Annotated in this window: 20 protein-coding genes and 1 pseudogene; 4 read left to right on the forward strand and 17 right to left on the reverse strand. The window is 64.4% G+C overall.

Translation table 11 applies throughout. The annotated features are described in order from the left end of the window. Positions 1–140: 140 nt before the first annotated feature. Genes PCA31118_RS07855 through PCA31118_RS07870 form a run of 4 tightly spaced genes read right to left on the reverse strand, consistent with a single transcriptional unit; the run spans position 141 to position 4065 of the window. On the reverse strand, positions 141–1088 hold the full coding sequence (locus PCA31118_RS07855) for an N-carbamoyl-D-amino-acid hydrolase (protein WP_150624584.1): 948 nt from the start codon (positions 1086–1088) through the stop codon (positions 141–143). A gap of 45 nt (positions 1089–1133) precedes the next feature. Continuing rightward, complete coding sequence (gene hydA / locus PCA31118_RS07860) at positions 1134–2615, reverse strand: dihydropyrimidinase (RefSeq protein ID WP_150624586.1); 1482 nt, start codon at positions 2613–2615, stop codon at positions 1134–1136. Beyond that, positions 2612–3397 (reverse strand): cysteate racemase, encoded by a 786-nt coding sequence (gene cuyB, locus PCA31118_RS07865; protein ID WP_150624588.1) that lies wholly within the window; start codon positions 3395–3397, stop codon positions 2612–2614. Before cuyB ends, hydA begins: the two co-directional genes overlap by 4 nt. Then, positions 3394–4065 (reverse strand): aspartate/glutamate racemase family protein, encoded by a 672-nt coding sequence (locus PCA31118_RS07870; RefSeq protein WP_150624590.1) that lies wholly within the window; start codon positions 4063–4065, stop codon positions 3394–3396. The genes cuyB and PCA31118_RS07870 overlap by 4 nt, the downstream gene beginning before the upstream one ends. A gap of 171 nt (positions 4066–4236) precedes the next feature. Here PCA31118_RS07870 and PCA31118_RS07875 point away from each other — a divergent pair, with 171 nt between their 5' ends. Continuing rightward, positions 4237–5187 carry a LysR family transcriptional regulator gene (locus PCA31118_RS07875; RefSeq protein ID WP_150624592.1) on the forward strand — a complete coding sequence of 317 codons (951 nt, stop codon included), beginning with the start codon at positions 4237–4239 and terminating at the stop codon, positions 5185–5187. On the opposite strand, the gene PCA31118_RS07880 is transcribed toward PCA31118_RS07875, so the two are convergent. The 4 genes from PCA31118_RS07880 to argS all read right to left on the reverse strand — a co-directional run bounded on the left by PCA31118_RS07880 (position 5176) and on the right by argS (position 9579). Beyond that, positions 5176–6054, reverse strand: a complete 879-nt coding sequence (locus PCA31118_RS07880; RefSeq protein ID WP_150624594.1) for an SDR family oxidoreductase — start codon at positions 6052–6054, stop codon at positions 5176–5178. The two genes, PCA31118_RS07875 and PCA31118_RS07880, sit on opposite strands and share 12 nt — an antisense overlap. A 46-nt stretch (positions 6055–6100) precedes the next feature. After that, positions 6101–6781, reverse strand: coding sequence for a thiol:disulfide interchange protein DsbA/DsbL (locus PCA31118_RS07885; protein WP_150624596.1), 681 nt, complete (start codon positions 6779–6781; stop codon positions 6101–6103). Between the two features lie 299 nt (positions 6782–7080). Continuing rightward, positions 7081–7755, reverse strand: a complete 675-nt coding sequence (locus tag PCA31118_RS07890; RefSeq protein WP_150624598.1) for an SPOR domain-containing protein — start codon at positions 7753–7755, stop codon at positions 7081–7083. A 60-nt stretch (positions 7756–7815) separates the two neighbouring features. Next, positions 7816–9579, reverse strand: coding sequence for an arginine--tRNA ligase (gene argS, locus PCA31118_RS07895; protein WP_150624600.1), 1764 nt, complete (start codon positions 9577–9579; stop codon positions 7816–7818). Positions 9580–9732: 153 nt separating this feature from the next. On the opposite strand from argS, the gene PCA31118_RS07900 reads away from it, so the two are divergent. After that, on the forward strand, positions 9733–10056 hold the full coding sequence (locus PCA31118_RS07900) for a DUF1840 domain-containing protein (RefSeq protein WP_150624602.1): 324 nt from the start codon (positions 9733–9735) through the stop codon (positions 10054–10056). Positions 10057–10296: 240 nt separating this feature from the next. Here the strand turns inward: PCA31118_RS07900 and PCA31118_RS07905 are convergent, their stop codons facing one another. From PCA31118_RS07905 to PCA31118_RS07920, 4 genes are all read right to left on the reverse strand, one after another. Beyond that, entirely contained in the window at positions 10297–10623 is a 327-nt protein-coding gene (locus PCA31118_RS07905) for a hypothetical protein (RefSeq protein ID WP_150624604.1), read from the reverse strand. Between the two features lie 281 nt (positions 10624–10904). Then, positions 10905–11615: an MgtC/SapB family protein gene (locus tag PCA31118_RS07910; protein ID WP_150625173.1), complete on the reverse strand. Its 711-nt coding sequence runs from the start codon at positions 11613–11615 to the stop codon at positions 10905–10907. 152 nt (positions 11616–11767) lie between these two features. Beyond that, positions 11768–14473 carry a methionine synthase gene (gene metH, locus PCA31118_RS07915; protein WP_150625174.1) on the reverse strand — a complete coding sequence of 902 codons (2706 nt, stop codon included), beginning with the start codon at positions 14471–14473 and terminating at the stop codon, positions 11768–11770. Between the two features lie 164 nt (positions 14474–14637). Continuing rightward, complete coding sequence (locus PCA31118_RS07920) at positions 14638–15723, reverse strand: homocysteine S-methyltransferase family protein (RefSeq protein WP_150624606.1); 1086 nt, start codon at positions 15721–15723, stop codon at positions 14638–14640. A 154-nt stretch (positions 15724–15877) separates the two neighbouring features. Between PCA31118_RS07920 and PCA31118_RS07925 the strand changes: the two genes are divergently transcribed. Continuing rightward, on the forward strand, positions 15878–16270 hold the full coding sequence (locus tag PCA31118_RS07925; RefSeq protein WP_044453624.1) for a rhodanese-like domain-containing protein: 393 nt from the start codon (positions 15878–15880) through the stop codon (positions 16268–16270). A 154-nt stretch (positions 16271–16424) separates the two neighbouring features. On the opposite strand, the gene PCA31118_RS07930 is transcribed toward PCA31118_RS07925, so the two are convergent. The 5 genes and pseudogenes from PCA31118_RS07930 to PCA31118_RS07950 all read right to left on the reverse strand — a co-directional run bounded on the left by PCA31118_RS07930 (position 16425) and on the right by PCA31118_RS07950 (position 20152). After that, positions 16425–16682, reverse strand: coding sequence for a BTH_I0359 family protein (locus PCA31118_RS07930; protein WP_044453626.1), 258 nt, complete (start codon positions 16680–16682; stop codon positions 16425–16427). Between the two features lie 196 nt (positions 16683–16878). Beyond that, positions 16879–17454 (reverse strand): alpha/beta fold hydrolase, encoded by a 576-nt coding sequence (locus PCA31118_RS07935; RefSeq protein ID WP_150624608.1) that lies wholly within the window; start codon positions 17452–17454, stop codon positions 16879–16881. Continuing rightward, positions 17414–17671, reverse strand: a pseudogene (locus PCA31118_RS27625) (alpha/beta fold hydrolase); the annotation flags it as partial. The pseudogene PCA31118_RS27625 and the gene PCA31118_RS07935, both read right to left, overlap by 41 nt. 245 nt (positions 17672–17916) lie before the next feature. Beyond that, on the reverse strand, positions 17917–19038 hold the full coding sequence (locus PCA31118_RS07945; protein ID WP_150624610.1) for a DUF3108 domain-containing protein: 1122 nt from the start codon (positions 19036–19038) through the stop codon (positions 17917–17919). Positions 19039–19288: 250 nt separating this feature from the next. Next, the gene (locus tag PCA31118_RS07950; protein ID WP_150624612.1) at positions 19289–20152 is read right to left on the reverse strand and encodes an IclR family transcriptional regulator; all 864 of its coding nucleotides are present in this window, start codon (positions 20150–20152) and stop codon (positions 19289–19291) included. Positions 20153–20402: 250 nt separating this feature from the next. Here PCA31118_RS07950 and PCA31118_RS07955 point away from each other — a divergent pair, with 250 nt between their 5' ends. Continuing rightward, the gene (locus PCA31118_RS07955) at positions 20403–21389 is read left to right on the forward strand and encodes a fumarylacetoacetate hydrolase family protein (RefSeq protein WP_150624614.1); all 987 of its coding nucleotides are present in this window, start codon (positions 20403–20405) and stop codon (positions 21387–21389) included. Positions 21390–21411 lie beyond the last annotated feature (22 nt).

Below are 21411 nucleotides of genomic sequence, written 5' to 3' on the forward strand. Positions count from 1 at the left end.
CGCCCGCGCCTGTGCCCGTTCCCTGTAATGCGGACGCACCCGGTCGGTCTTGAGCCCCTTGCGCCGGACTCAGGCTGTTCGTTTCATAGCCACTCATGATGTTTCCTCCGTGCGCTCGGCACGCGATATGGACGGGTGTCTCAGATGTCTTCCTGCGGCAGCGGGGCGCCGGCGCCCGTGCGCTCCACGATCAGGCGGTAATGTTCCGGACGGCGGTGCTTTGCGAAGTTGAAGACGTGATTGCGGAAGCCTTCGGTGACCGCCAGATCGACCGACGCGACGATGACTTCGTCGTCTTCGGTGACGGCCTGCGCCACGATCTCGGCCGTGGGCGCCACGATGACCGATCCGCCGATCATGTGATGACCGTCCTCGCTGCCGCATTTGGCGGCTGCCGCAATGAACATGGCGTTCTGGTACGCGGCGGCCTGTAGCGACACGAGATGCGTGTGCATGCGCAGATGCACCGGCTCGTTCCAGTGAATGTTGATCGACGGTGTGTTGTAGCCGACCAGCCCGATCTCGGCGCTTTGCAGCGACATCACGCGCCACGTCTCGGGCCAGCGACGGTCATTGCACAGGCACATGCCTACGCGCGTGCCGAACGACTCGATCACCGGAATGCCGGAGTTGCCGACTTCGAAGAACTTCTTCTCCAGATGCTGGAAGGGCGCCTCGGTCTTGTGATCCGCGTGGCCCGGCAAATGAATCTTGCGGTACTTGCCGAGGATGTTGCCGTCGGTACCCACCAGCACGCACGTATTGAAGCGCCGACCGTCCGGGGTGAGCTCGGCATACCCGAGATAGAAACCGACGCCGAGTTGCTTCGCGGTGTCGAACAGCGGTTGCACGTCGGCGTTGGGCATCGACTTCTCGAAGTAGCGTGCGACGGCCTCCTCCTCGGGCATCCAGTAGCGCGGGAAGAAGGTCGTGAGGGCCATTTCCGGGAACACCACGAGTTTTGCGCCGCGTCCGGCCGCCTCACGCAGCATCTCGACCAGACGTGCGACGACGCTGCGACGATCGTCCGCCAGGTTCACTGCGCCCATTTGCGCGACGGCCAGTCCAAGTTTTCTGCTCTTGCTCATATTCACTCTCTTGAAATTACAAAACGCAATCCGTCATCCGGAACATCAATAGTTCTTCTGCTTCTCCTGGGTCAGGGCCAACGTGCGGAAGAATGTCGCGCGTGGCGAGATCTCGCGCTCGACGGTGTGCGGTTCGGGCACGCCGCGCGCAATGAACCGGCCGCTGCCGGGGGCGGCGTCGAGACGACCGTCGCTCACGATTACCCGCCCTGCGCTGATGACGGTCTCCGGCCACCCCTTGACCGTGCGCCCTTCGTACGGCGTGTAGCCGACCTGATCGTGCAGCGCGGCGACGGTGAGCGTGACTTCGCGCTCGGGATTCCAGATGGCGATGTCGGCATCGGCGCCCTGGGCGATATGGCCCTTGCGCGGAAAGATGCCGTACATCTTTGCGTGATTGGTCGCGCTCAGCGCCACGAACTGCTGCAGGGTCAGACGCCCGCCGCCAACGCCTTCGGAGAACAGCAGGGGTAGCCGCGCTTCGAGGCCGGGCATGCCGTTGGCCATCTGCTTGAAGGTGGTCTTGTCGCCGTAAGGAATCTTGCCGCTCTCGTCGTAGCGATACGGTGCGTGATCGGAGGACAGGGTTTGCAGCGTGCCGTTGGCGAGCCCTTCCCACAGACTGGCCTGCGCCTGTGCGTCGCGCAGTGGCGGGCTGCAACAGTATTTGGCCCCTTCGGTGCCCGGCAGGTCCATGTCGTCTTCCGTCAGCACGAGGTAGTGCGGACACGTTTCGCCATAGACCTGTGCGCCGATCTGGCGTGCCGCCTGAATGGTCGAGAGCGCTTCGACGGCCGAGACGTGCACGATCATGACCGGCACGTCGAAAAGGCGCGAGAGCTGAATGACGCGGTGAGTGGCTTCGGCCTCGGCGAGCGCAACGTGGCTTACGCCGTGGAACTTCGGCGCGGTGTAGCCGCGTTCGAGCAGGCGTTGCGAGACCCAGCGAATGACGTCGTTGTTCTCTGCATGGACCATGACCAGCGCGCGCTCGCGTGCGGCGACGGCGAGCACGTCGAGCAACTGGTAGTCGTCGATCTTCAGTTGGTCATACGTCATGTAGACCTTGAACGACGTGATGCCGCTGCGAATGAGTTCGGGCAGATCCGTGTGCAGCGTCTGCGGGTCGGTTTCCGAGAGAATCAGGTGATAGCTGTAGTCGATGACGGACTTGCGCCGCGCGAGGTCGGCGTAGTCGTCGGCGACCTTGCGCAGCGAGTTGCCGCGATGCTGCGCCGCGAAGGGCACGATCATCGTCGTGCCGCCGAAGGCGGCCGACACACTGGCCGAGTACCAGTCGTCGGCACCCATCTTGCCCATGCCCGACAGTTGTTCGACATGACAGTGCGTGTCGATGCCGCCGGGCATGACGAGACGACCGGTCGCGTCGATGACGCGTGCTGCGCTGCCCGGCAGATGCGGGCCGATGGCGGCGATCTTGTCGCCGCGAATCGCGACGTCGGCCTCGCAGGTGTGCGTGGCATTGACGACAGTGCCGCCGCGAATGATCAGATCGAAGTCGTTCATTGTGAAAAGCTCTCGCTCCGGAGTTGAGCTGCCTTTGACCGGCTCCACCATGCAAGGCAAGCCTTCACCAGCAACTGCGTGGTGTCGAAGAAGGGGACGTCGTGCGATGCGTTGGACTCGCCAGGCGATGCGCCGACCGATTTACCGCCAAGGACCAGCGGCAGTTCCGTGCATCCGAGAATCACGGCTTGCGCACCGTCGTCGATCAGGCGGGTTGCGGCCGATTGCAGCAGCGAAGTCGCGGTGCCGAGCTCGCCCGCCTTGACGGCGGCAATGCCTGCCATGACGTGATCGGTCTGTTGCCGGGCCGAGGGCGTCATGACGTCGATGCCTGCTGCGCGCAGCGCATCGTGATAAATGCGCCCTTCGATCGTGGCCGACGTGGCCATCAGACCGACGCGCGTGAGTCCCGCGGGATGTGCGGCGATCGCATCGGACGTTGCCGTGCCGATATGCAACACTTCGAGATCCGTTGCTGCGGCCAGACGCGCATGCCAGAGATGCGCGGTATTGCAGGGAATCGCAATGGCGCCGGCGCCGGCCGTCTCGAGAATGCGCAGCCCCGAGAGCAGGAAAGGCCAGGGGGCGTCGGACCCGGCGAGAAACGACTCGCTGCGGTCGGGAATCTGGGGCACGCTGTGGACGAACACCGGCATGTGATCCTGATCCCTGGTGGCCGGCGTGCTCTGCACGAGCTTGCGCATGAAGTCGGCCGTGGCGAGCGGTCCCATGCCGCCGAGCACGCCGAGTATCGGTGAACAGGTGTGGACGCTGGCGCTCATCGGGCGGCTCCGGTGAGGACATTCGATGCCAGTGCGATCGCCGTCATGCAGGGCTCGACGACGGGCACGCCGATCGCATGTTCGATGCGGGCGCGCAGTGCGGCCATGCCTGCGCAGCCGAGCACCACGACATCGGCGCCATCCTCTTCGATGAGCGCACGCGCGGTCTCGATAATGCGCGGAACGGCGAGGGTGTCGTCGCCCGATTCCGCCACGCTCAGATCGATGGCGCGCTCGCCGACGATCTTCTGTGCGAATCCATGGGCGCGATAGGCGCGCCAATGCCGGGCGATGCTGCCGGACGTGATGGCCACCACACCGATGCGCTCACCCAGGGCCGAGGCGGCTCCCAACGCTGCCTGACCGATGCCGATGACCGGCCTACGCGTGATTTCGCGCGCGGCGGCGAGGCCCGGGTCGCTGTAACATGCGAGGACGAAAGCGTCTGCGGCGTCGGTGCCCTGCAAGTTGCGCTCGATGGCGTTGACGACCAGAACGGCGGCGCGCTCGGCGTCGCGCTGCGTGGCGATGCCCGCGGGGGCCTCCGTCAGCGTTTCGTACGTGAGGCGCACGGGGCTGTCGCGGAACTGGGCACTCGCTGTCGACGCAATGCTTTGCGTCACGCTGACAAGGGAGTTGGGGTTGAGGACAAGCAGGGTAGGTGGCATGCGGGGAACCCGTTACACGGCAAATGTGACGGATTCACGATAACAACCGCATCGACGAGGGGTCCAATAGAACGATTTTCGGACCTTATAGCCTCAATGCATGGGTTCGCACCACGAGGGTGCCTGAGGTAAGCTTTTGCACCATCGAGACCCCTTCAGACAGGTGCACACGTGGTATCCGCCGCCCCCATACAGCGCCCGCTCGCCATGAGCCTGCGGCAGATCGAGACCTTTCGCGCCGTCATGATGACCGGCTCGATCACCGAGGCGGCGAAGATGCTCTTCATTACACAACCTTCGGCCAGTCGCATTCTGGCGGCGGCGGAGAGTCGCCTCGGCTTCGCGCTGTTCGAGCGCTCCAAGGGGCGACTATTCCCGACGCCCGAAGCCCGACGCATCTATAGCGAAGTGGAGACGGCGTATGCCGGCGTGTTGCGTGTCGACGATCTGGTGCGCGCGATCATCGAGGGCAAGAGCGGGAAGCTGAACATCGTATGCAGCCCGAGCCTCGGCGCGGAACTGGTGCCGCGAGCGATTGCGCTGTTCAACCAGCGATATCCGGACTTGCCGATTCACTTCGAGCCGCTCACGCACAACAATCTGATTCCTCGCGTGCTGCTGGGCAAGGACTACCTGGGGATATCGATGTTCGCGGTGAACTCGAACAACCTGAAGATGGAGGCGTTGGTGGATGGGCCGATGATGTGCATCAGTCCGCCGGGCTGGCTCGCGCCGGGGGGCATCGTGAAGGTGGACGACCTGACGTCGCATCCGTGGATCGACTACGGGCACGACACGCCGCTGGGGGCGATCGTCGGGGACATCTTCGGCAGGCATCGCCGGCCGTCGCCCATCGTGGAGGTGCGCTCGGCGATCAGCGCGCGGGTGCTGGTCAAGGAGCGCGTCGGGGTGGCGATCGTCGATCCGTTTTGCATCGATGCATCGACCTTTCAGCGGATCGACGTTCACGAAATCCGCCCGGCGAGAAAGCTGCGCGTGCACGCCGTCTACTCGCAGGCGGAGCCGCTATCGCACGCCGGACGCGCCTTCATCCGGATGCTTCAGTCGATCCTCGACGATCATCTTCGTGCGGTGGACGGATTGCGCCGATCAGCGGGATAGGTTGTCGTCGCCCGGCCTGGTGGTGTCGTCTTTCGCCGTCGAGGCGGCATTATGGGCGTTATGGGCTTGCTCTTGGGCTTGCTTCTGCGCCATCGTCGGTTTGCGCGGTGCGCGGGCGAAGAGCGCGTCGTACAGCCACCGGGGAAGGCGTCGCATGAGGCACGCCACGACGCCCATCTGCCACGGCAGCACGGCAAAACGTTTGCCCCGCGCGATCGCCGCCGCCGCTTTGCGGGCAAACTTGTCCGCGTCCATGAGGAACGGCATGGGAAACGGATTGCCGTCGGTCATCGGGGTGCGGATGTAACCGGGAGCAATCGTCACAACGCGTACCTTGTCCGCACGCAGTTCGACGCGCAGGCTCTCCAGATAAGTCATGGCCGCCGCCTTGGACGCGCTGTACGCGCCATGTCCCGGCAAGCCGCGCACACCTGCCACGCTGCCGATCCCCACGAGCGTGCCGCGCTTGCGCTCGCGCATGGGGCCGACGAACGGGCTGAAGGTGGCGACCATCGCCATCCAGTTCGTATCCATGACGGACGCGAAATGCGGCAGATCCGCAGCGTCTTCCGTATTCACGCCGTGACTGATGCCGGCGTTGGCGATCACGATGTCGGGCACGCCATGGCGCGACATGAAGTCGCCGGCGGCGGCGCGAAGCGCCAGCGTGTCGCGCACGTCGAGCGCATAACAATGCACCGCATGCGGGTGGGGGAGCGTGGCTGCCAGATCGGTGAGCTTGTCGCCGCGACGACCAACGAGGCCGAGAATGGCGCCCTGCGCCGCGTAGTGGCGAGCAAGTGCCTGTCCCAACCCGCTGGATGCGCCGGTGATGAAGACCTTCGGTGATGTCGTGTGTGTAGCCATGTAACGCAAAAGCCCGGCCGGGGCCGGGCTTTGTGAGCGGCGAAGCTTACATCTTCTTCGCGCGGATCTGGTTGATGATCGAGTCGGCCGTCTTGAGCGCCGCATCGAATGTCTGCTGCTCGGTCGTGGCCGGCTTGCCCTGCTTTTGCAGCGCGTCGCCCGACGTGGCCGGCGAGACGAGGTACTTGCCGTTGATCGCGATCGTCGGTACGCCGTCGATCTTGTAGTCCTGCCACGTCTTGTTTGCGACCTTCACACCGTTGTCGACGCCGAAGCTCTTGTACGCGTCGAGGTACTTTTGCTTGTCGACGCCCAGCGTCGCCAGGAAATCGGCTTGCTGATCGGCCGTCAGCAGGTAGTTGTGCTTGACGTGGATTTCATTGAAAACCTTCGGCGTGAGTTCGGCTTCCTTGCCCAGCGCCGCGAGCGCCAGGAACATGCGCGTATGCGGCTCGAACCGGCTCTGGAAGGCGACCGGCACGCGCTTGAACACGACATCCTTGCCCTGGGCCTTGACCCACTTCTCCAGCGTCGGCTCGAGCGCATTGCAATGCGGGCAGCCGTACCAGAAGAATTCGGTCACTTCGATCTTGCCCGCACCGGCGGTCAACGGCTGCTGCGAAATCGTCAGATAGTCGGTTCCCGCGACCGGTGCTTCAGGCGAGGCCGAAGCGGCGCCAGAGAGGAAACCGAAAGAAATCAGTAAGGCACCAAGAAGTTTTTTCATGATCGTTGTATAGGAGTGAGGCAAACACGCCGGTCCGCAAGGAGCGAGTGGCAGCGTGTGAGCGAAACCATATCCCGGATTCAGGCAAATGAGCCAGTGCGTATGACCGGCGAGGCGCTGCCGGGTTCAACGCCCGCAGGCCCTGTCACCGCCTTCAGCCCGTTTTCGCTGCTTTCGCTGCTTTCGCCGCCTTCGCAGACTACGCACGGGCTAATGATGCGGGCTTTTGCCGATCCTTGCCGAACGGGATGCCGCTGGAACAAAAGGCGCTGCCCCTTTCGGTGCAGCGCCTTTCTCGTTCATTGCTTCGTGAAACGGATGACCGCCGTGTCGTAACCGCCATCCTGCAAGCGCTGACGCACGTGATTCATCTCGTCGAGCTTGCCGTACGGGCCCAGACGCACGCGGAAGAGCGTCAGGCCGTTGGCATCGCGCTGCGTGATCTTCGCCTCGAAGCCCGAGAGGGCCAGCTTGGCACGCAGTTGTTCTGCGTCGCTTTGCGACTTGAACGCGCCCACTTGCAGGTAGTAACCCGTGCTGGCGTTATCCGTGGCGCTGGCCGGCGGCGTGGTCGGCGGGGCGACCGGCACCGTCGACTTGCCGTTCAGAATGTCGGCCGGCGACGGCTTCTGCGCGGGTTGTGCCGGTGCCGTGGGGGCGGAAGCCACCGGCGGCGTGACCGGCGTTCCGGGCACGAGCGGCGACGACTCGACGGCCGACGCGGTGTCCGGTGTGGCAGGCGCCGCCGCCCCCGGCAGCGGCGTACGCGGCTGGAGCGACTTGTTCGGATCGGGCGCTTGCGCCGCCGGCGAATTTTCGGCAGGGCGCGGCGGCGTCTTTTCGACGAACGGGGTCGGTGTCTTCGTGATGTAGAGCGCAACGACGACGGCAACGGCCAGCCCAACGATCAGGCCGAGCACGATGCCCAGAAAAGTACCGCCCCGCTGGCGGGGTGGTCGACGTGTGTTTGCCATCGAGTCGATTCCGTCCTTACAGAGTTCCGATGCGGCTTGCCGTTCGGAGTGGTGGATAACTTACATCTTGGCCGGGGCCGACACGCCCAGCACGGCAAGCCCGTTGCGCAGCACCTGACGCGTGGCCGCAAGCAATGCCAGACGCGCATGCTTCACGGTCTCGTCGTCGACCAGCACGCGATCCGAGTTGTAGAAGGAGTGGAACGCGCCTGCCAGATCCCGCAGATAGAAGGCCACGGCGTGCGGCGCAAGTTCCTCGGCGGCACGCGTGAGCATGTCCGGGTACTCGGCGAGCAGTTGCAGCAGCGCGAGGGCGCGTTCGCTGTCGAGCGGGGCGAGATCGGCGTTCGCCAGTGCGGCTTCGTCGCCGCCCCACTGCGTGAGGATCGAACAGATACGCGCGTGAGCGTACTGCACGTAGTACACCGGGTTCTCGTCGTTCTGCTTGAGCGCGAGGTCCACGTCGAACACGAATTCGGTATCGGCCTTGCGCGAAATTAGGAAGAAACGCACGGCGTCGCGGCCACGACGCAGGGCGTCTTCACGCTCGGCGGGGTCCGTGACAGGCGTTTCCGCCGTAATGCCGCCCGACCATTCGATCAGATCGCGCACGGTCACGTAGCTGCCCGCGCGCTTGGAGATCTTCACCTCTTCGCCGTTGCGCATGACGGTGACCATCTTGTGCAGCACGTAATCGGGGTAGCCCTTCGGAATGCCGATGCCGAGCGCTTGCAGGCCGGCGCGCACGCGGGCGATGGTGCCGTGGTGGTCCGAGCCCTGCACGTTGATGACCTGATGGAAGCCACGGTCCCATTTGCGCGTGTGATAGGCAACGTCCGGCACGAAGTAGGTATACGTGCCGTCGGACTTGCGCATCACGCGGTCCTTGTCGTCGCCGTAATCGGTGGTGCGCAGCCACAGCGCGCCTTCCTGTTCGTACGTCACGCCGGCGTCGATGAGCGCCTGCACCGTACGCTCGACGCTGCCGTCGGCATACAGAGACGATTCGAGGTAGTACTGGTCGAAGATGACGCCGAACGTTTGCAGATCGATGTCCTGCTCGCGACGCAGATACGCCACCGCGAAGGCGCGGATCGAGTCGATGTCCTCGATGTCGCCGCTGCCCGTGACGGGCGCGCCGTCGGACGCCTGCACGGTCTTGCCGGCGAGGAAGTCCTGTGCGATGTCACCGATGTAGTCGCCGTTGTAGGCCGACTCGGGCCACTGGGCGTCACCCGGCTTGAAGCCGCGCGCGCGGGCCTGCACCGACGTGGCGAGCGTCTGGATCTGGACGCCGGCGTCGTTGTAGTAGAACTCGCGGTGGACCGGGCGCCCCTGCGTGCCGAGCAGCGCCGAGATCGTGTCGCCGAGGGCGGCCTGACGGCCATGACCGACGTGCAGCGGGCCGGTCGGGTTGGCCGAGACGAACTCGACCAGTACCGGTGCGGCGTCGTTGCTGGCGGCGCGCCGGCCGAAAGCGGCGCCTTCGGTCAGGATCGCGCGGGCTACCGACTGCTTGGCGGCATTGGCCAGACGCAGGTTGATGAAGCCGGGACCGGCGATTTCCACGGCGTCGACGAGCCCCTTGGCGCGGGCGTCGGCGAGGATCGCGTCGGCGATCTTCTGGGCCAGCTCGCGCGGGTTGGCGCGCAACGGCTTGGCGAGCTGCATTGCCACGTTACAGGCCAGATCGCCGTGTGCGGCGACTTTCGGGCGTTCGAGCAGGATGACGGGCGCGGCGGGCGCGGTGCCGTCCGCGGGCATCAAACCGGCGACGACGTCGCCGATCAGCGCGACGAGAGCATTCTTTTGTGCGGGTAGCATTGGCGGGTGTTTCGGGTGCGTCCGGACACGTCCGGACAGGCAATTGAATCGTCAGCACCGGATTTTAACAGGTGTATGATGAAGTCACGGTACCCCTCCCTGGGTAACATCGGCAGGGACGGTGGTGGTGATAACTCGAATAGGGAGCCAACCATGCTGGTAACGTTCAAGGCGCATGCGTCGCCAACGATCAACATGCTCGAAAATCTCGCGCAGTTGCTGCTCGGGATCGTGGGCAAGACGCTCGGCGAGCGCGGTGCGATCGGATCGGACGAAACAGGGGACGCCATCGCCAAGCTCGAAGCGGCGATTGCCGAAGACAAGGCGGCGGCAGACAGAGAAAGCGAGGGGAAGAAGTCCGACGAGCGCGACGAGGACAATCGCCTGCGTTTGTCGCAGCGTGCTTATCCGCTGCTGAACATGCTCAAGGAAGCCCACGCCGAGGGTGGCGCGGTGATGTGGGAAGTCAGTCGCTAAGCGCACGTACATCCGCACCCACGCCCGCACCTACGCCGAACACAGGTTCAAACGAAAAAAGCAGGCCGCAAATGCGAGCCTGCTTTTTTTGTGTCCGTCAAAACCGGAGGGGGTGGCATCGAGCAACCGGGGCCGCCCCCGGGCGAGGGGATCGGGCTCGGCAGTGAAGCGTGAGCAGCGGCATGAGCAGCGGCGGCGCCGGTTCCCGTGCGGGCGCGACGCGCCCGATGCCATTGGAGGTTACTGCGCCTTGCCCGGGGCGTTATCTGGCGCGTTGGTGGCGCCATTGCCCGTATTGCCGTTGTTCGGCGTCTTCTTGGTGCTGTGACGCGGCTTCTGGGCCTTGGCGTTCGGCTGCGGATCCGACGGGGTCATGGTTTGTGCGCCCGGCGTCGGGGCCGACTGACGTGCGTCCGGCGACGCCTGGCTGGGCATGGGGGTGGTCGGATCCGTCGTCGTGCCGCCGCCGGGGCCGGCCGCGCCGCCACCAGCCGAACCTTGTGCAAAACTCAGTGCCGAGGCACCGGCGAGGGTCAGGGCGGCAACCGAAATGATCAGCTTCTTCATCAGATGGACTCCTTTGCTTTGCGCTGCACATTGCAGGAAACGTCTTTCGTGCAGGCATCACTTGCGTTAGTGAGATTCCAGTCTAAGAAGCCGCGCCGCGCGGTGCTGTAAGGGTTTGTAATCGAATGTAATTCGGCTTTTTCGCGGGAAATTTCTCGCATCTGCCGAAGTTCTGGACCCTTGCCGATCCGTCGGCATCGGCGTGAGAAGTCAAGGCGCGTGCAGGTCGAAAGCAGGTCGGAAGCCGGTCGAAAGCAGGCGCCATCCGACGTCAAGATCGGTTAGTCGTCCGAACGACTTGACCAGAACACCTGATTGACGCCGGGCAGCGTTTCGAGATGATCGGTCAGTGCGTCGAGTTCACCGGCCTTCACCGCAGTGGGCAGCAGCAGCGCTTCGATCTCGACTTCCGCTTCGCCGAAGGGATGAATGTCGAGCGCGCGCACCGGATAGTTGGACGCTTCGAGCCAGGCTTCCACCTTGTCGAGCACTTCACGTTGCGTCGTGCGTGCGCAGATGACGGACAGCGCATACGTGGCTTCGGAAGTCGCCTCGTTGATTGGCGCGCGGTTGATGCGGTTGACGACCGGACGCAGCAGCGTGTTGGCGGCGAGCACGAACAGCGCCACGACGATCGCCTCGACGATCAGACTGGCCCCGGCCGCTGCGCCCACGGCCGCCGACCCCCATAGCGTGGCGGCGGTATTGAGACCGCGCACCGAGGCGCCGTCCTTCATGATCGCGCCCGCGCCGAGGAAACCCACCCCCGACACCACATACGCGATCACGCGGGTATCCCCGGGCATCAGCCGCATCGACAGGTCGACGAACGCCGCGGCGCCCACCGCCACGAGCACGTTGGTACGCAAGCCGGCCGTACGTTGGCGGACCTGCCGCTCCACGCCGATGATCGTGCCCAGAATGAAGGCGACGGCCAGCGAAATGAGCGTATTGAGCAGCGGCAGGAGATGGAAGTTCTGGAGGCTGTGCAGTGCTTGCATGGGACGTCCCGACGTAATCCGGCAATGTTGCGCCGCCGCATTATGGCACCGGGACGTGTCCGACGGAAGACGCACCGCCGGTCATGCGCCGCAATGCATGTCCAGCGCATGCCCCGGCGCACGTATACCGTGACGTGACCGAATCAGGACAGTTGCGGCGCGAGCAGACGACGTGCCGTCGCCTCGTCCACGCCGGTGCGCTCCATGAAGTCTTCGACCTGATCGGGACCAATCTTGCCGACGCTGAAGTACGTGCTGTCCGGATGCGACAGATAGAACCCCGAGACGCTCGCCGCCGGCAGCATGGCGAGCGATTCCGTCACGCTCATGCCGATTTCGTGCGCTTGCAGGTAATGGAACATCGGTCCCTTGACCGAATGCTCCGGGCAGGCCGGATAGCCCGGTGCCGGGCGGATACCGACGTACTGTTCCTTGATGAGCGCGTCGTTGTCGAGCTGCTCGTCGGCCGCATAGCCCCAGAAGTCGCGCCGCACACGCGCATGCATGCACTCGGCGAAGGCCTCGGCCAGACGATCGGCCAGTGCCTTGAGCATGATGGCGCTGTAATCGTCGTGCGTGGCGAGGAACCCGGCTTCTTTGGCGTCGACGCCAAGGCCGGCCGTCACGGCGAACACGCCGATGTAATCGGCCACGCCGCTATCCTTGGGGGCGATAAAGTCGGCCAGCGAGCGGTTCGGGCGACGCACGCCGTCCACCACGGGACGCTCGCTCTGCTGGCGCAGGTTATGCCACGTGAACGCGACTTGCGAGCGCGATTCGTCGGTGTAGATTTCGATGTCGTCGTCGTTCACCACGTTCGCGGGCAGCATGGCGATGACACCGTTTGCGGTGAGCCAGCGTCCCTTGATCAGGCGCTCGAGCATGGCGCGACCATCGGCGAACACGCGCTGCGCCGATTCGCCGACGACCTCGTCCTTGAGAATCGCGGGGTAGGGGCCGGCAAGGTCCCACGTCTGGAAGAACGGACCCCAGTCGATGAATTCGGCGAGTTCCGCGAGATCGTAGTTCTTGAAGACGCGTCGGCCAATGAACTTTGGCTTGGGTGGCACATACGTCGACCAGTCGACCTTGAACTTGTTCTCGCGCGCCGTAGCGAGCGAGACCATGGGCGTGGCCTTGCGGTTCGCGTGCTGTGCGCGCACGCGGTCGTAGTCCGTCTTCACTTCTTCGAGGTAACGCTCGGCGGCTTCGTCCGAGAGCAGGTTCGAGGCCACGGAGACCGAGCGCGAGGCGTCCGGCACGTAGATCACCGGCCCGTCGTAATGCGGTGCGATCTTCACGGCAGTGTGCACGCGCGATGTCGTGGCCCCGCCGATGAGCAGCGGAATGTTGCGCAGGCGGAAGTAGTCGTCGCGCTGCATTTCCGAGGCAACGTAAGCCATTTCTTCGAGACTCGGCGTAATGAGTCCCGACAGCCCGATGATGTCTGCGCCTTCTTCCTTCGCCTTCGCGAGAATTTCGGCGCACGGCACCATCACACCCATGTTGACGACTTCGAAGTTATTGCACTGAAGCACCACGGTGACGATGTTCTTGCCGATGTCGTGCACGTCGCCCTTGACGGTGGCGATCACGATCTTGCCCTTGGAGCGGACATCCTCCCCGGCAGCCGCCATGCGCGCCTTTTCTTCCTCGATGAACGGGACCAGATGCGCCACGGCCTGCTTCATCACGCGGGCGCTCTTCACGACCTGCGGCAGGAACATCTTGCCCGCGCCGAACAGATCGCCCACGACGTTCATGCCGTCCATGAGCGGGCCTTCGATCACCTGGATCGGGCGGCCGCCCGCGCTGGCGATCTTCTGGCGCACTTCCTCGGTGTCTTCGACGATGAACGTCGTGATGCCGTGCACCAGCGCATGCGCGAGCCGCGCTTCGACCGGCTGATTGCGCCACTCCAGATTCTCTTCGCGCCTGGCGGCGCCGCCCTTGAAGCGATCGGCGATTTCCAGCAGGCGCTCGGTGCTGTCCTCGCGGCGGTTGAGTACCACGTCTTCCACACGCTCGCGCAACTCGGGATCGAGGTTTTCGTACACGCCGAGCTGACCGGCGTTGACGATGCCCATGTCCATGCCCGCCTGAATCGCGTGGTACAGGAACACGGTATGAATCGCTTCACGCACGAGGTCGTTGCCGCGGAACGAGAACGACACGTTCGACACGCCGCCGCTGATCTTCGCACCGGGCAGGTGTTCCTTGATCCAGCGCGTGGCGTTGATGAAGTCGACAGCGTAGTTGTTGTGCTCTTCGATGCCGGTGGCGACCGCGAAGATGTTCGGGTCGAAAATGATGTCTTCCGGCGGGAAGCCCACTTCGTCGACCAGCACGCGGTAACTGCGCTCGCAGATCTCGATCTTGCGCTGGTAGGTGTCGGCCTGGCCCTGCTCGTCGAACGCCATGACCACGGCGGCGGCGCCGTAGCGGCGAATTCGCCGGGCATGATGCACGAAGGCTTCCTTGCCTTCCTTGAGCGAGATCGAATTGACGATTGCCTTGCCCTGCACGCACTTCAGACCGGCCTCGATCACTTCCCACTTCGAGGAGTCGATCATGATCGGCACGCGCGCGATGTCCGGTTCGGAGGCGATCAGGTTCATGAAGCGAACCATCGCGGCCTTCGAGTCGAGCATGGCCTCGTCCATGTTGATGTCGATGACCTGTGCGCCGTTTTCGACCTGCTGGCGGGCGACCGCGAGCGCTTCGTCGAACTGACCGTTCAGGATCATGCGCGCAAACGCTTTCGAACCGGTGACGTTGGTGCGCTCACCGACATTCACGAACAGTGTGCCCGCGCCGATGTTGAAGGGCTCGAGGCCGGACAGGCGCATCGGCGGGACTTGCGGTGCGGAAGGCGTTTGGCTCATGGGGCAATCCGTTGTGTGGTGGCGCACGCGGGTCGCACCTCTCGTGTCGATTGGCTCGACCGGGTCGGTGAGAGCGTCGTTGCGCCGGGCTTCATGCAATCAGTCTTGTGAGGTTCGGGCGGCGCGGCTCAGACGTCTGCGTCTGCGTCGTTGCGATACTGCGACGGCCAGCGGCGCGGCTTCACTTCCGAGAGTGCCTTGGCGATCTCGGCGATGTGCTCCGGCGTGGTGCCGCAGCAGCCGCCGGCCAGGTTCACCAGTCCTGCCTGGGCGAATTCCCTGAGCAGGCCAGAGGTCACATCCGGGGTTTCGTCGAAGCCCGTGTCGCTCATCGGGTTGGGCAGGCCGGCGTTCGGGTAGACCGATACGTAGGTATTGCACAGCTTGGCCAACTCGGCGATATAGGGACGCATCAGCGTGGCGCCGAGCGCACAGTTCAGGCCGAACGTGAGCGGGCGCGCGTGACGCAGCGAATTCCAGAAGGCCTCGACCGTCTGACCGGACAGAATGCGCCCCGAGGCGTCCGTCACGGTGCCCGAGATCATGATCGGCAGAATCTCGCCGGTGTCCTCGAACAGTTCGTCGATGGCAAAGAGCGCCGCTTTGGCGTTGAGCGTGTCGAAGATGGTTTCGACGAGGAACAGGTCCACGCCCCCTTCCATGAGCGACTTCGCCTGCGCGTAGTAAGCGTCGCGCAACTGGTCGAAGTCGACGTTGCGTGCGCCCGGATCGTTCACGTCCGGACTGATGCTCGCGGTCTTGGGGGTCGGGCCGATGGCGCCGGCGGCGAAACGGGGTTTGTCCGGTGTGCTGAAAGCGGCGCACGCCTCGCGCGCCAGACGCGCCGACGCCCGGTTCATCTCGTCGGCCAGGTCTTCCATGTGGTAGTCGGCCTGGGCGATCGTCGTCGCCCCGAAGGTGTTCGTCTCGATGATGTCGGCGCCTGCGGCGAGATACTGGCGATGAATCTCGCTGATGACGTCCGGCCGCGTGAGCGAGAGCAACTCGTTGTTGCCCTTGACGTCGTGCGCGAAGTCGGCGAACCGCTCGCCGCGATACTGGGCTTCGTCCAGCTTGTAGCGCTGAATCATCGTCCCCATCGCGCCATCCAGAATCAGGATGCGCTGTTCGAGCAGCGCGGGCAGTGCCTGGCCGCGCGTGTATGGCAGGGCGGTGGGCAGAGCGTTCGCGGCGGGTGGGGTTGCGGTGGTCATGACGGACGTCGCCTTGGAGTGGCCGGAAAACCTATAATTGTAATGGTTTTCGCGGTTTGCGCCTGTGCGCCGGCGCCTGATCGAATGCGCCCCGGCGCGCTTGCCGGGCGGCCTCGCCCAATGATCCCGAAGTTTTGTCGACGAAGCTGAAAATATGGAATTCCTGCTCCCGAGCGCCGCTCACAAGTTTTTGCAAGCCAATGCCAACGCGCTGTTCGTGGACTGCCGCAGCGAAATGGAACACCTGTTCGTCGGACACCCGGTCGGCGCGATCCACGTGGCCTGGAACGACGGTCCGGACTGGGAGATCAACCCGCATTTCGTGCAAAGCGTGCGCAAGCTGGCGGGGGCGGGCGGCGAGCGGCCGGTTCTGCTCATTTGCCGCAGCGGCAATCGCAGCGCGGCGGCCGGCGAGGCGCTGGAGGCGGCCGGCTTCCTGAATGTCTATGGGGTGCTGCACGGTTTCGAGGGCGATCTGGATGCGACTCACCACCGCAATGCCTTGAACGGCTGGCGCTTCGACGGGCTGCCGTGGCAACAGTGCTGAGGCGGTCTCGCGTCGGTCCCCCCGCCGGACGTGCGAAAGTCTGACATGACGTCAAGGACGTCGAATTCTCAGTCCATGAAAAAACCCTCGCCGAAGCGAGGGTTTTTTGTGGGGTTGCACCGCGTGGGTATCGACGTATCGACATCCGTGGATGTCAGTGGAGCACGACCGGATTCGTCATGAAGTTGTCGAACTGCCCGAGGAATTCGTCGACTTCGTCCTCCGACGGTTCGCTGGCAATCAGTTTCTGCACTTCTTCACGGAATTGCCGGGCAAGCGAGCCGTCGAGGAAAATCTCGCGGCCGGCGGTTTTGTCCACGATTTCATAGCCACCGGCGGACAGCGAGTGATTGCCGTTGTCTGCGGCAAACTCAACGACACAGTAATTCGGGCTGTTGTAAATCATGAGCATGGCAACTCTCCTGGTGTTCCTGCATGGTCCTTGGTAACCCACATAGGGGCGACGCGGCGCGATTTCAAGAGGCAGTGCCCCATGATTCGCTTATCGGCACACCGGCTGACGAATTCAATGGTTTTGGCCCTCCTTTTATCAAAGGTTCCGCAACAAGTCCCGCAAGTCCCTCATTTCCAACCACTTTTTGCAGGGTTCATACGTTAGATGCGGCCCCTTGCAAAAATGTTGCAAGGGCATTCGTTACGAACTGTTTCTGTTCGACGATCGACAGGTGGGCTGCGTCGGGCACGATCTCCAACTGAGCGCCTGCAATCCCGCTGGCGATGCGCCGGGCCACCGCCGGTGGCGTCGACGGGTCGTTTTCTCCCACGAGCACCAGCGTGGGCGCTTCGATCTCGCCCAGACGTGTTCGCACATCGAACGCGGCCAGCGCTTCGCACGCGGCGGCGAAGCCTTCCGGGTCGGCCTGCGCCACCAGTGAGCGGATACGCTCGCTTTGCGCCGGATGATGCTTGCGAAAGCGCTCGCCGAGCCAGCGTTCGAGGGTGCCGACGGCCAGTTCCTTCATCCCCTGCGAGCGCGCCTTGGCCGCTCGTTGCAGGAACAGGTCGGCATCGGCGGCGTCGTATCCGGCGGTCGTGTCGATCAGGGTCAGGCTCGCGATACGTTCGAGCGTCCAGCGCGACCTGTTGGGCGACCGCGCCGCCCATCGAGACGCCAGCGAAGTGCGTGCGTGGAATTTCCAGGGAACTGAGAAGCGCGGTCGCATCGGCCGCCAATTGCGCGACGGAGTATGGGCCACGCGTGACGTCGCTCTTGCCGTGGCCCCGGCTGTCGTAGCGTAGCACTCTGAAGTGTGTCGCCAACGCAGGGACCAGGTCGTCCCATACGCTGAGATCCGCCCCCAGCGGGTGCGCCAGCGTGAGCCACGGACCGTGGCCATCGACCGCGTAATGAATCGATGCTCCATTGGCACTGACCTTCATGTGCGGCCCCCTAGGTTCGTCGATGCGTTGCGAGGTAGTGTCGATGGCGTCGATGCGATGGGATGTTTCTGATTATGTCAGGAACATCGCACTTGTGCTGAGCGTTTCGTCGTAGTTGGGCAACACTTCGCCGCATACCCGCATGGGTGCTACATCGCTTGAAATTCTAAGGATTTGCGCGCGGATTTTCGATACGGAAAACCCTGTGCCGGGCAGGGAATCATGACGCCGGACCGCGCCATGCGTCAGGGGGCCGAGCGCTGCGTGAATATCAGCTCGAATTCCGTGCCGGACGGCTCCGTTTGCTTGACCCGCACCGGCAGCCAGTCGAGCGAGGGGGCAAGCCAGATGTCGACGCGTCGTTCGTCGCCCGCCTTGCGAGGCAGACGGGTGAAGTGACGCGTTTCGAGATAACCCTGCGGCGTCGTCATCGTCTCGCTGCCCACGTACTGCACCGGCCACACCTCGCTGCTATCCGTATCGACCACGGTGAATTCGTGCGTCACCCCCACCTGCGTGTAGCGTTCGGGATTGCCTCGCGCGTAGCCGGCCAACTGCATCATCACGCTGAAGCGGTCCTGCGCGCCCGGCGCCAGCGGCAAGGACTGCCCCGAGCGCGAGAACTGCAGTGTGGGCGTGGCCTCGCGGTGGAAGTCCGTCACGTATTCGGCGCGGCGTCCGCGTTTTTCCACATAGCGGGATGGCGCGATGCCGTTGACGTCATACCCGCCTTCGCTGATGAATTCGAAGGTGCCGAAAAAGAGGATCGGCACCGAGATGCGCAACTGGTAATGCCCGTTGTCGTTGACCCAGTGGAGTTGCCCGGTCTGGTTGCGCACGCCGTTCATGAGCGCGTCGTAGGTCAGCGTGACGGATGGCGGCGGGTCGAACTTGTCGCCATTGGCGGCGGCCGCCGTAAGGGCAACGCTCGGTGGCGCCGTCGCCGTCGCCGTCGCCGTCGTCGCCGACGCCGTTGCGCCGGGGGCGTCGCCCGTACCGGCCGCCGTCGTCGAGGCGGCCTGAGGCCCCGGCATGTCGGTGGTCACCGGCGCAGCCAGCGTGTCGGGCGGCGCTTGCTTGGGCGGCGCGGGTTTTGGGGCAGGGGGCGGCGGCTCCACTGCCGCCTGCGGCGGCGGTGCGGGAGGGGCCGGTGGCGCGGGTGGGGCGACCGGCTTGAGCGGGATCAGGGTGATCGGAATGCTGGGAATCGGCTTGTCTTCGAGTGTCGTGCGATGGCGCGCCACCCAGAGTGCGATCACCAGATGCGCGACGAAAACTGCCGTCAGCACGCCCACCCAGAGCGCCCCGCGCCTCCAGCGCTTACCTCGTCCCTTCGCCCGCTTGGCCGAGCGGGCCTGCGCCGCCATCGCCGAAGCGTCCGACGCCGAAGTCGCGTCGGGGGCTTCAGGGACGTTACGACGATCCGGACCGGCAGGACCGGCATGGCCCGAATGGTCTGAAGGACCGCCAGGAGGGGAGGGGCGCGAAGACACGAGGATCGATAATCGGGACGTCGGAGCGTCAGGATCGCATATCGGAACGAGTTTGGTTCGACAGGCTCGTGCCGGTGCCGTTCACCGCTCGCCCGGCCGTGTCTGGCGAATGACTTTCAGTGTGTCACGTTCGACGGTCGGGCGCGTGGGCGTGACCGAGATCCGCAGACAGCTTTTGGGCGAGCGTGCGCAGCGCCGTGTCGATCGGACCTCCCCAGCGCGCGTCGAAGCGGCTCTCCGGCCCGAGCGCCATGAGTCCCATCACCAACTGTCCCGTCGCATCGAATACCGGCATGCAGAATGCATTGACCGACGGCAACACGGTGCCCTCCACACGCGCGGCCCGATGGGCACGCACGTCGTCGAGCACGGCGTCGTAGTCGGCGCGCGTGGCCGGCAATTGATGCCGCGACGCGTGCTGCGCGGCGGCCAGTGCGGCGTCGATGAGCGGCGCGGTCTGACGCTCCGGAAGGTAGGCGGCGAACAGGCGTCCGGCTGCCGATTCCAGCATGGGCATGACGTCACCCAGTCGCAGCGGCACGCGCATCGGAAAGGTCGAGTCCAGCCAATGCACCACGGTCGGTCCCTGATTGCCCCACACGGCCAGCCCCACGGTCTGATCGATCGCGTCGCGCAGTTCGGACATGGCGAAGCGGGCGGCCTTGAAGGCGTCGATGCGGGCGAGGTGCGCGAGCCCCATGCGCAAGGTGAACGGGCCGAGGTCGTAGCGTCCGCTCACCGGGTCCTGCACGATGAGGCCAAGCCGCTGGAAGCTCACGAGGTAGCGGTGCGCCTTGGCCGGGTTCATGCCTGCGGCGTGCGCGAGATCGCGCAGCATCATGGCGTTCGACGCCTCGGTCAGCACCTCGATCAGCCGGAAGCCCACTTCGATGGACTGAATGCCCGAGCGGGTTTTCTCCTCGTCGGGCGCGGCCGTGTTGCCGTCGCTGTCTTGACCGATGTCATTGTCTTGTTCAGGCACTGTCATGTGTCTCTTTTGTTGTCGTCATGGCCGCTCGATTCGTGATCCTTCGTGATCGTTTGCGATCCTTCGTGGTCTTTCGCGATCGATGTCCGCAAGCGCCTGCGGAGCGCTCGGGTAGAATCCTCGGCTTCAAGCGTCATTCTATCGGGCCTGCGGTGTCCTGCTCCATGCCTGTCGGCATCATGCACGATTGCCACGGCCCGGCGTTCGAATTGCCTCTGAACACCCGAACCCGCTCGCAGACTCCATTGCCATGAAACTCGCTACCCGTAAGGACGGCACCCGCGACGGCCAGTTGATCGTCGTCTCGCGTGACCTCTCGACCGCCTGCATTGCCGACGCCATTGCGCCCACGCTGCAACGCGTGCTCGACGACTGGACCTTCTACGCCCCGCAACTGCATTCGTTGTACACCGAACTCAACCATGGCCGCGCACGCCATGCCTTCGCGTTCGACCCGGCCGAATGCATGGCGCCGTTGCCGCGCGCTTACCAGTGGGCGGACGGCTCGGCGTACGTGAACCACGTCGAACTGGTACGAAAGGCGCGCGGCGCGGAAATGCCGCCGGAGTTCTGGACGGATCCGCTCATGTATCAGGGCGGCAGCGACGACTTTATCGGTCCGACGGACGATATCGTTTGCGCCTCGGAGGACTTCGGCATCGACTTCGAAGCCGAGGTTGCTGTCGTGACCTCGGACGTGCCGATGGGCGCAAGCCCGGCGCGTGCGCTCGAAGGGGTGCGCTTGCTGATGCTCGTGAACGACGTGAGCCTGCGCAACCTGATTCCGGCCGAACTGGCCAAGGGTTTCGGCTTCTTCCAGAGCAAGCCCGCGAGCGCCTTCTCGCCGGTGGCTGTCACGCCGGACGAACTGGGCGATGCCTGGCGCGACGGTCGCGTGCACCGTCCGCTCACGGTGAAGTGGAACGACAAGAAGTTCGGTGCGCCGGAGTGCGGCGAGGACATGGTGTTCGATTTCGGCCAGTTGGTCGCGCATGTGTGCAAGACACGTAACGCGCGCGCCGGCACCATCGTCGGCTCGGGCACGATTTCCAACAAGGATCGCAGCCGGGGCAGCGCATGCATTGCCGAGAAGCGCATGCTCGAAACCCTGGAGAAGGGCGCGCCCGAGACCGCGTTCATGCGATATGGCGACCGCGTGCGCATCGAGATGTTCGACGCGCAGGGCAAGACGATCTTCGGCGCGATCGATCAGGCGGTGGCGCCGCTCGACGAGTAAGCGTCACGCGTTCGTCACCATC

The sequence above is a fragment of the Pandoraea captiosa genome (assembly GCF_902459775.1).
Classification (GTDB): Bacteria; Pseudomonadota; Gammaproteobacteria; order Burkholderiales; family Burkholderiaceae; genus Pandoraea; species Pandoraea captiosa.

Coding starts and splice junctions, on each gene's coding strand:
- PCA31118_RS07855 (WP_150624584.1), bottom strand. CDS start 1,088: ATGAGCAAGAGCAGAAAACTTGGACTGGCCGTCGCGCAAATGGGCGCA.
- hydA (WP_150624586.1), bottom strand. CDS start 2,615: ATGAACGACTTCGATCTGATCATTCGCGGCGGCACTGTCGTCAATGCC.
- cuyB (WP_150624588.1), bottom strand. CDS start 3,397: ATGAGCGCCAGCGTCCACACCTGTTCACCGATACTCGGCGTGCTCGGC.
- PCA31118_RS07870 (WP_150624590.1), bottom strand. CDS start 4,065: ATGCCACCTACCCTGCTTGTCCTCAACCCCAACTCCCTTGTCAGCGTG.
- PCA31118_RS07880 (WP_150624594.1), bottom strand. CDS start 6,054: ATGGCTACACACACGACATCACCGAAGGTCTTCATCACCGGCGCATCC.
- PCA31118_RS07885 (WP_150624596.1), bottom strand. CDS start 6,781: ATGAAAAAACTTCTTGGTGCCTTACTGATTTCTTTCGGTTTCCTCTCT.
- PCA31118_RS07890 (WP_150624598.1), bottom strand. CDS start 7,755: ATGGCAAACACACGTCGACCACCCCGCCAGCGGGGCGGTACTTTTCTG.
- argS (WP_150624600.1), bottom strand. CDS start 9,579: ATGCTACCCGCACAAAAGAATGCTCTCGTCGCGCTGATCGGCGACGTC.
- PCA31118_RS07900 (WP_150624602.1), top strand. CDS start 9,733: ATGCTGGTAACGTTCAAGGCGCATGCGTCGCCAACGATCAACATGCTC.
- PCA31118_RS07905 (WP_150624604.1), bottom strand. CDS start 10,623: ATGAAGAAGCTGATCATTTCGGTTGCCGCCCTGACCCTCGCCGGTGCC.
- metH (WP_150625174.1), bottom strand. CDS start 14,473: ATGCGCCTGTCCGGCCTCGAGCCCTTCAACATCGGCGCGGGCACACTG.
- PCA31118_RS07920 (WP_150624606.1), bottom strand. CDS start 15,723: ATGACCACCGCAACCCCACCCGCCGCGAACGCTCTGCCCACCGCCCTG.
- PCA31118_RS07925 (WP_044453624.1), top strand. CDS start 15,878: ATGGAATTCCTGCTCCCGAGCGCCGCTCACAAGTTTTTGCAAGCCAAT.
- PCA31118_RS07930 (WP_044453626.1), bottom strand. CDS start 16,682: ATGCTCATGATTTACAACAGCCCGAATTACTGTGTCGTTGAGTTTGCC.
- PCA31118_RS07935 (WP_150624608.1), bottom strand. CDS start 17,454: ATGCGACCGCGCTTCTCAGTTCCCTGGAAATTCCACGCACGCACTTCG.
- PCA31118_RS07945 (WP_150624610.1), bottom strand. CDS start 19,038: ATGGCGGCGCAGGCCCGCTCGGCCAAGCGGGCGAAGGGACGAGGTAAG.
- PCA31118_RS07950 (WP_150624612.1), bottom strand. CDS start 20,152: ATGACAGTGCCTGAACAAGACAATGACATCGGTCAAGACAGCGACGGC.
- PCA31118_RS07955 (WP_150624614.1), top strand. CDS start 20,403: ATGAAACTCGCTACCCGTAAGGACGGCACCCGCGACGGCCAGTTGATC.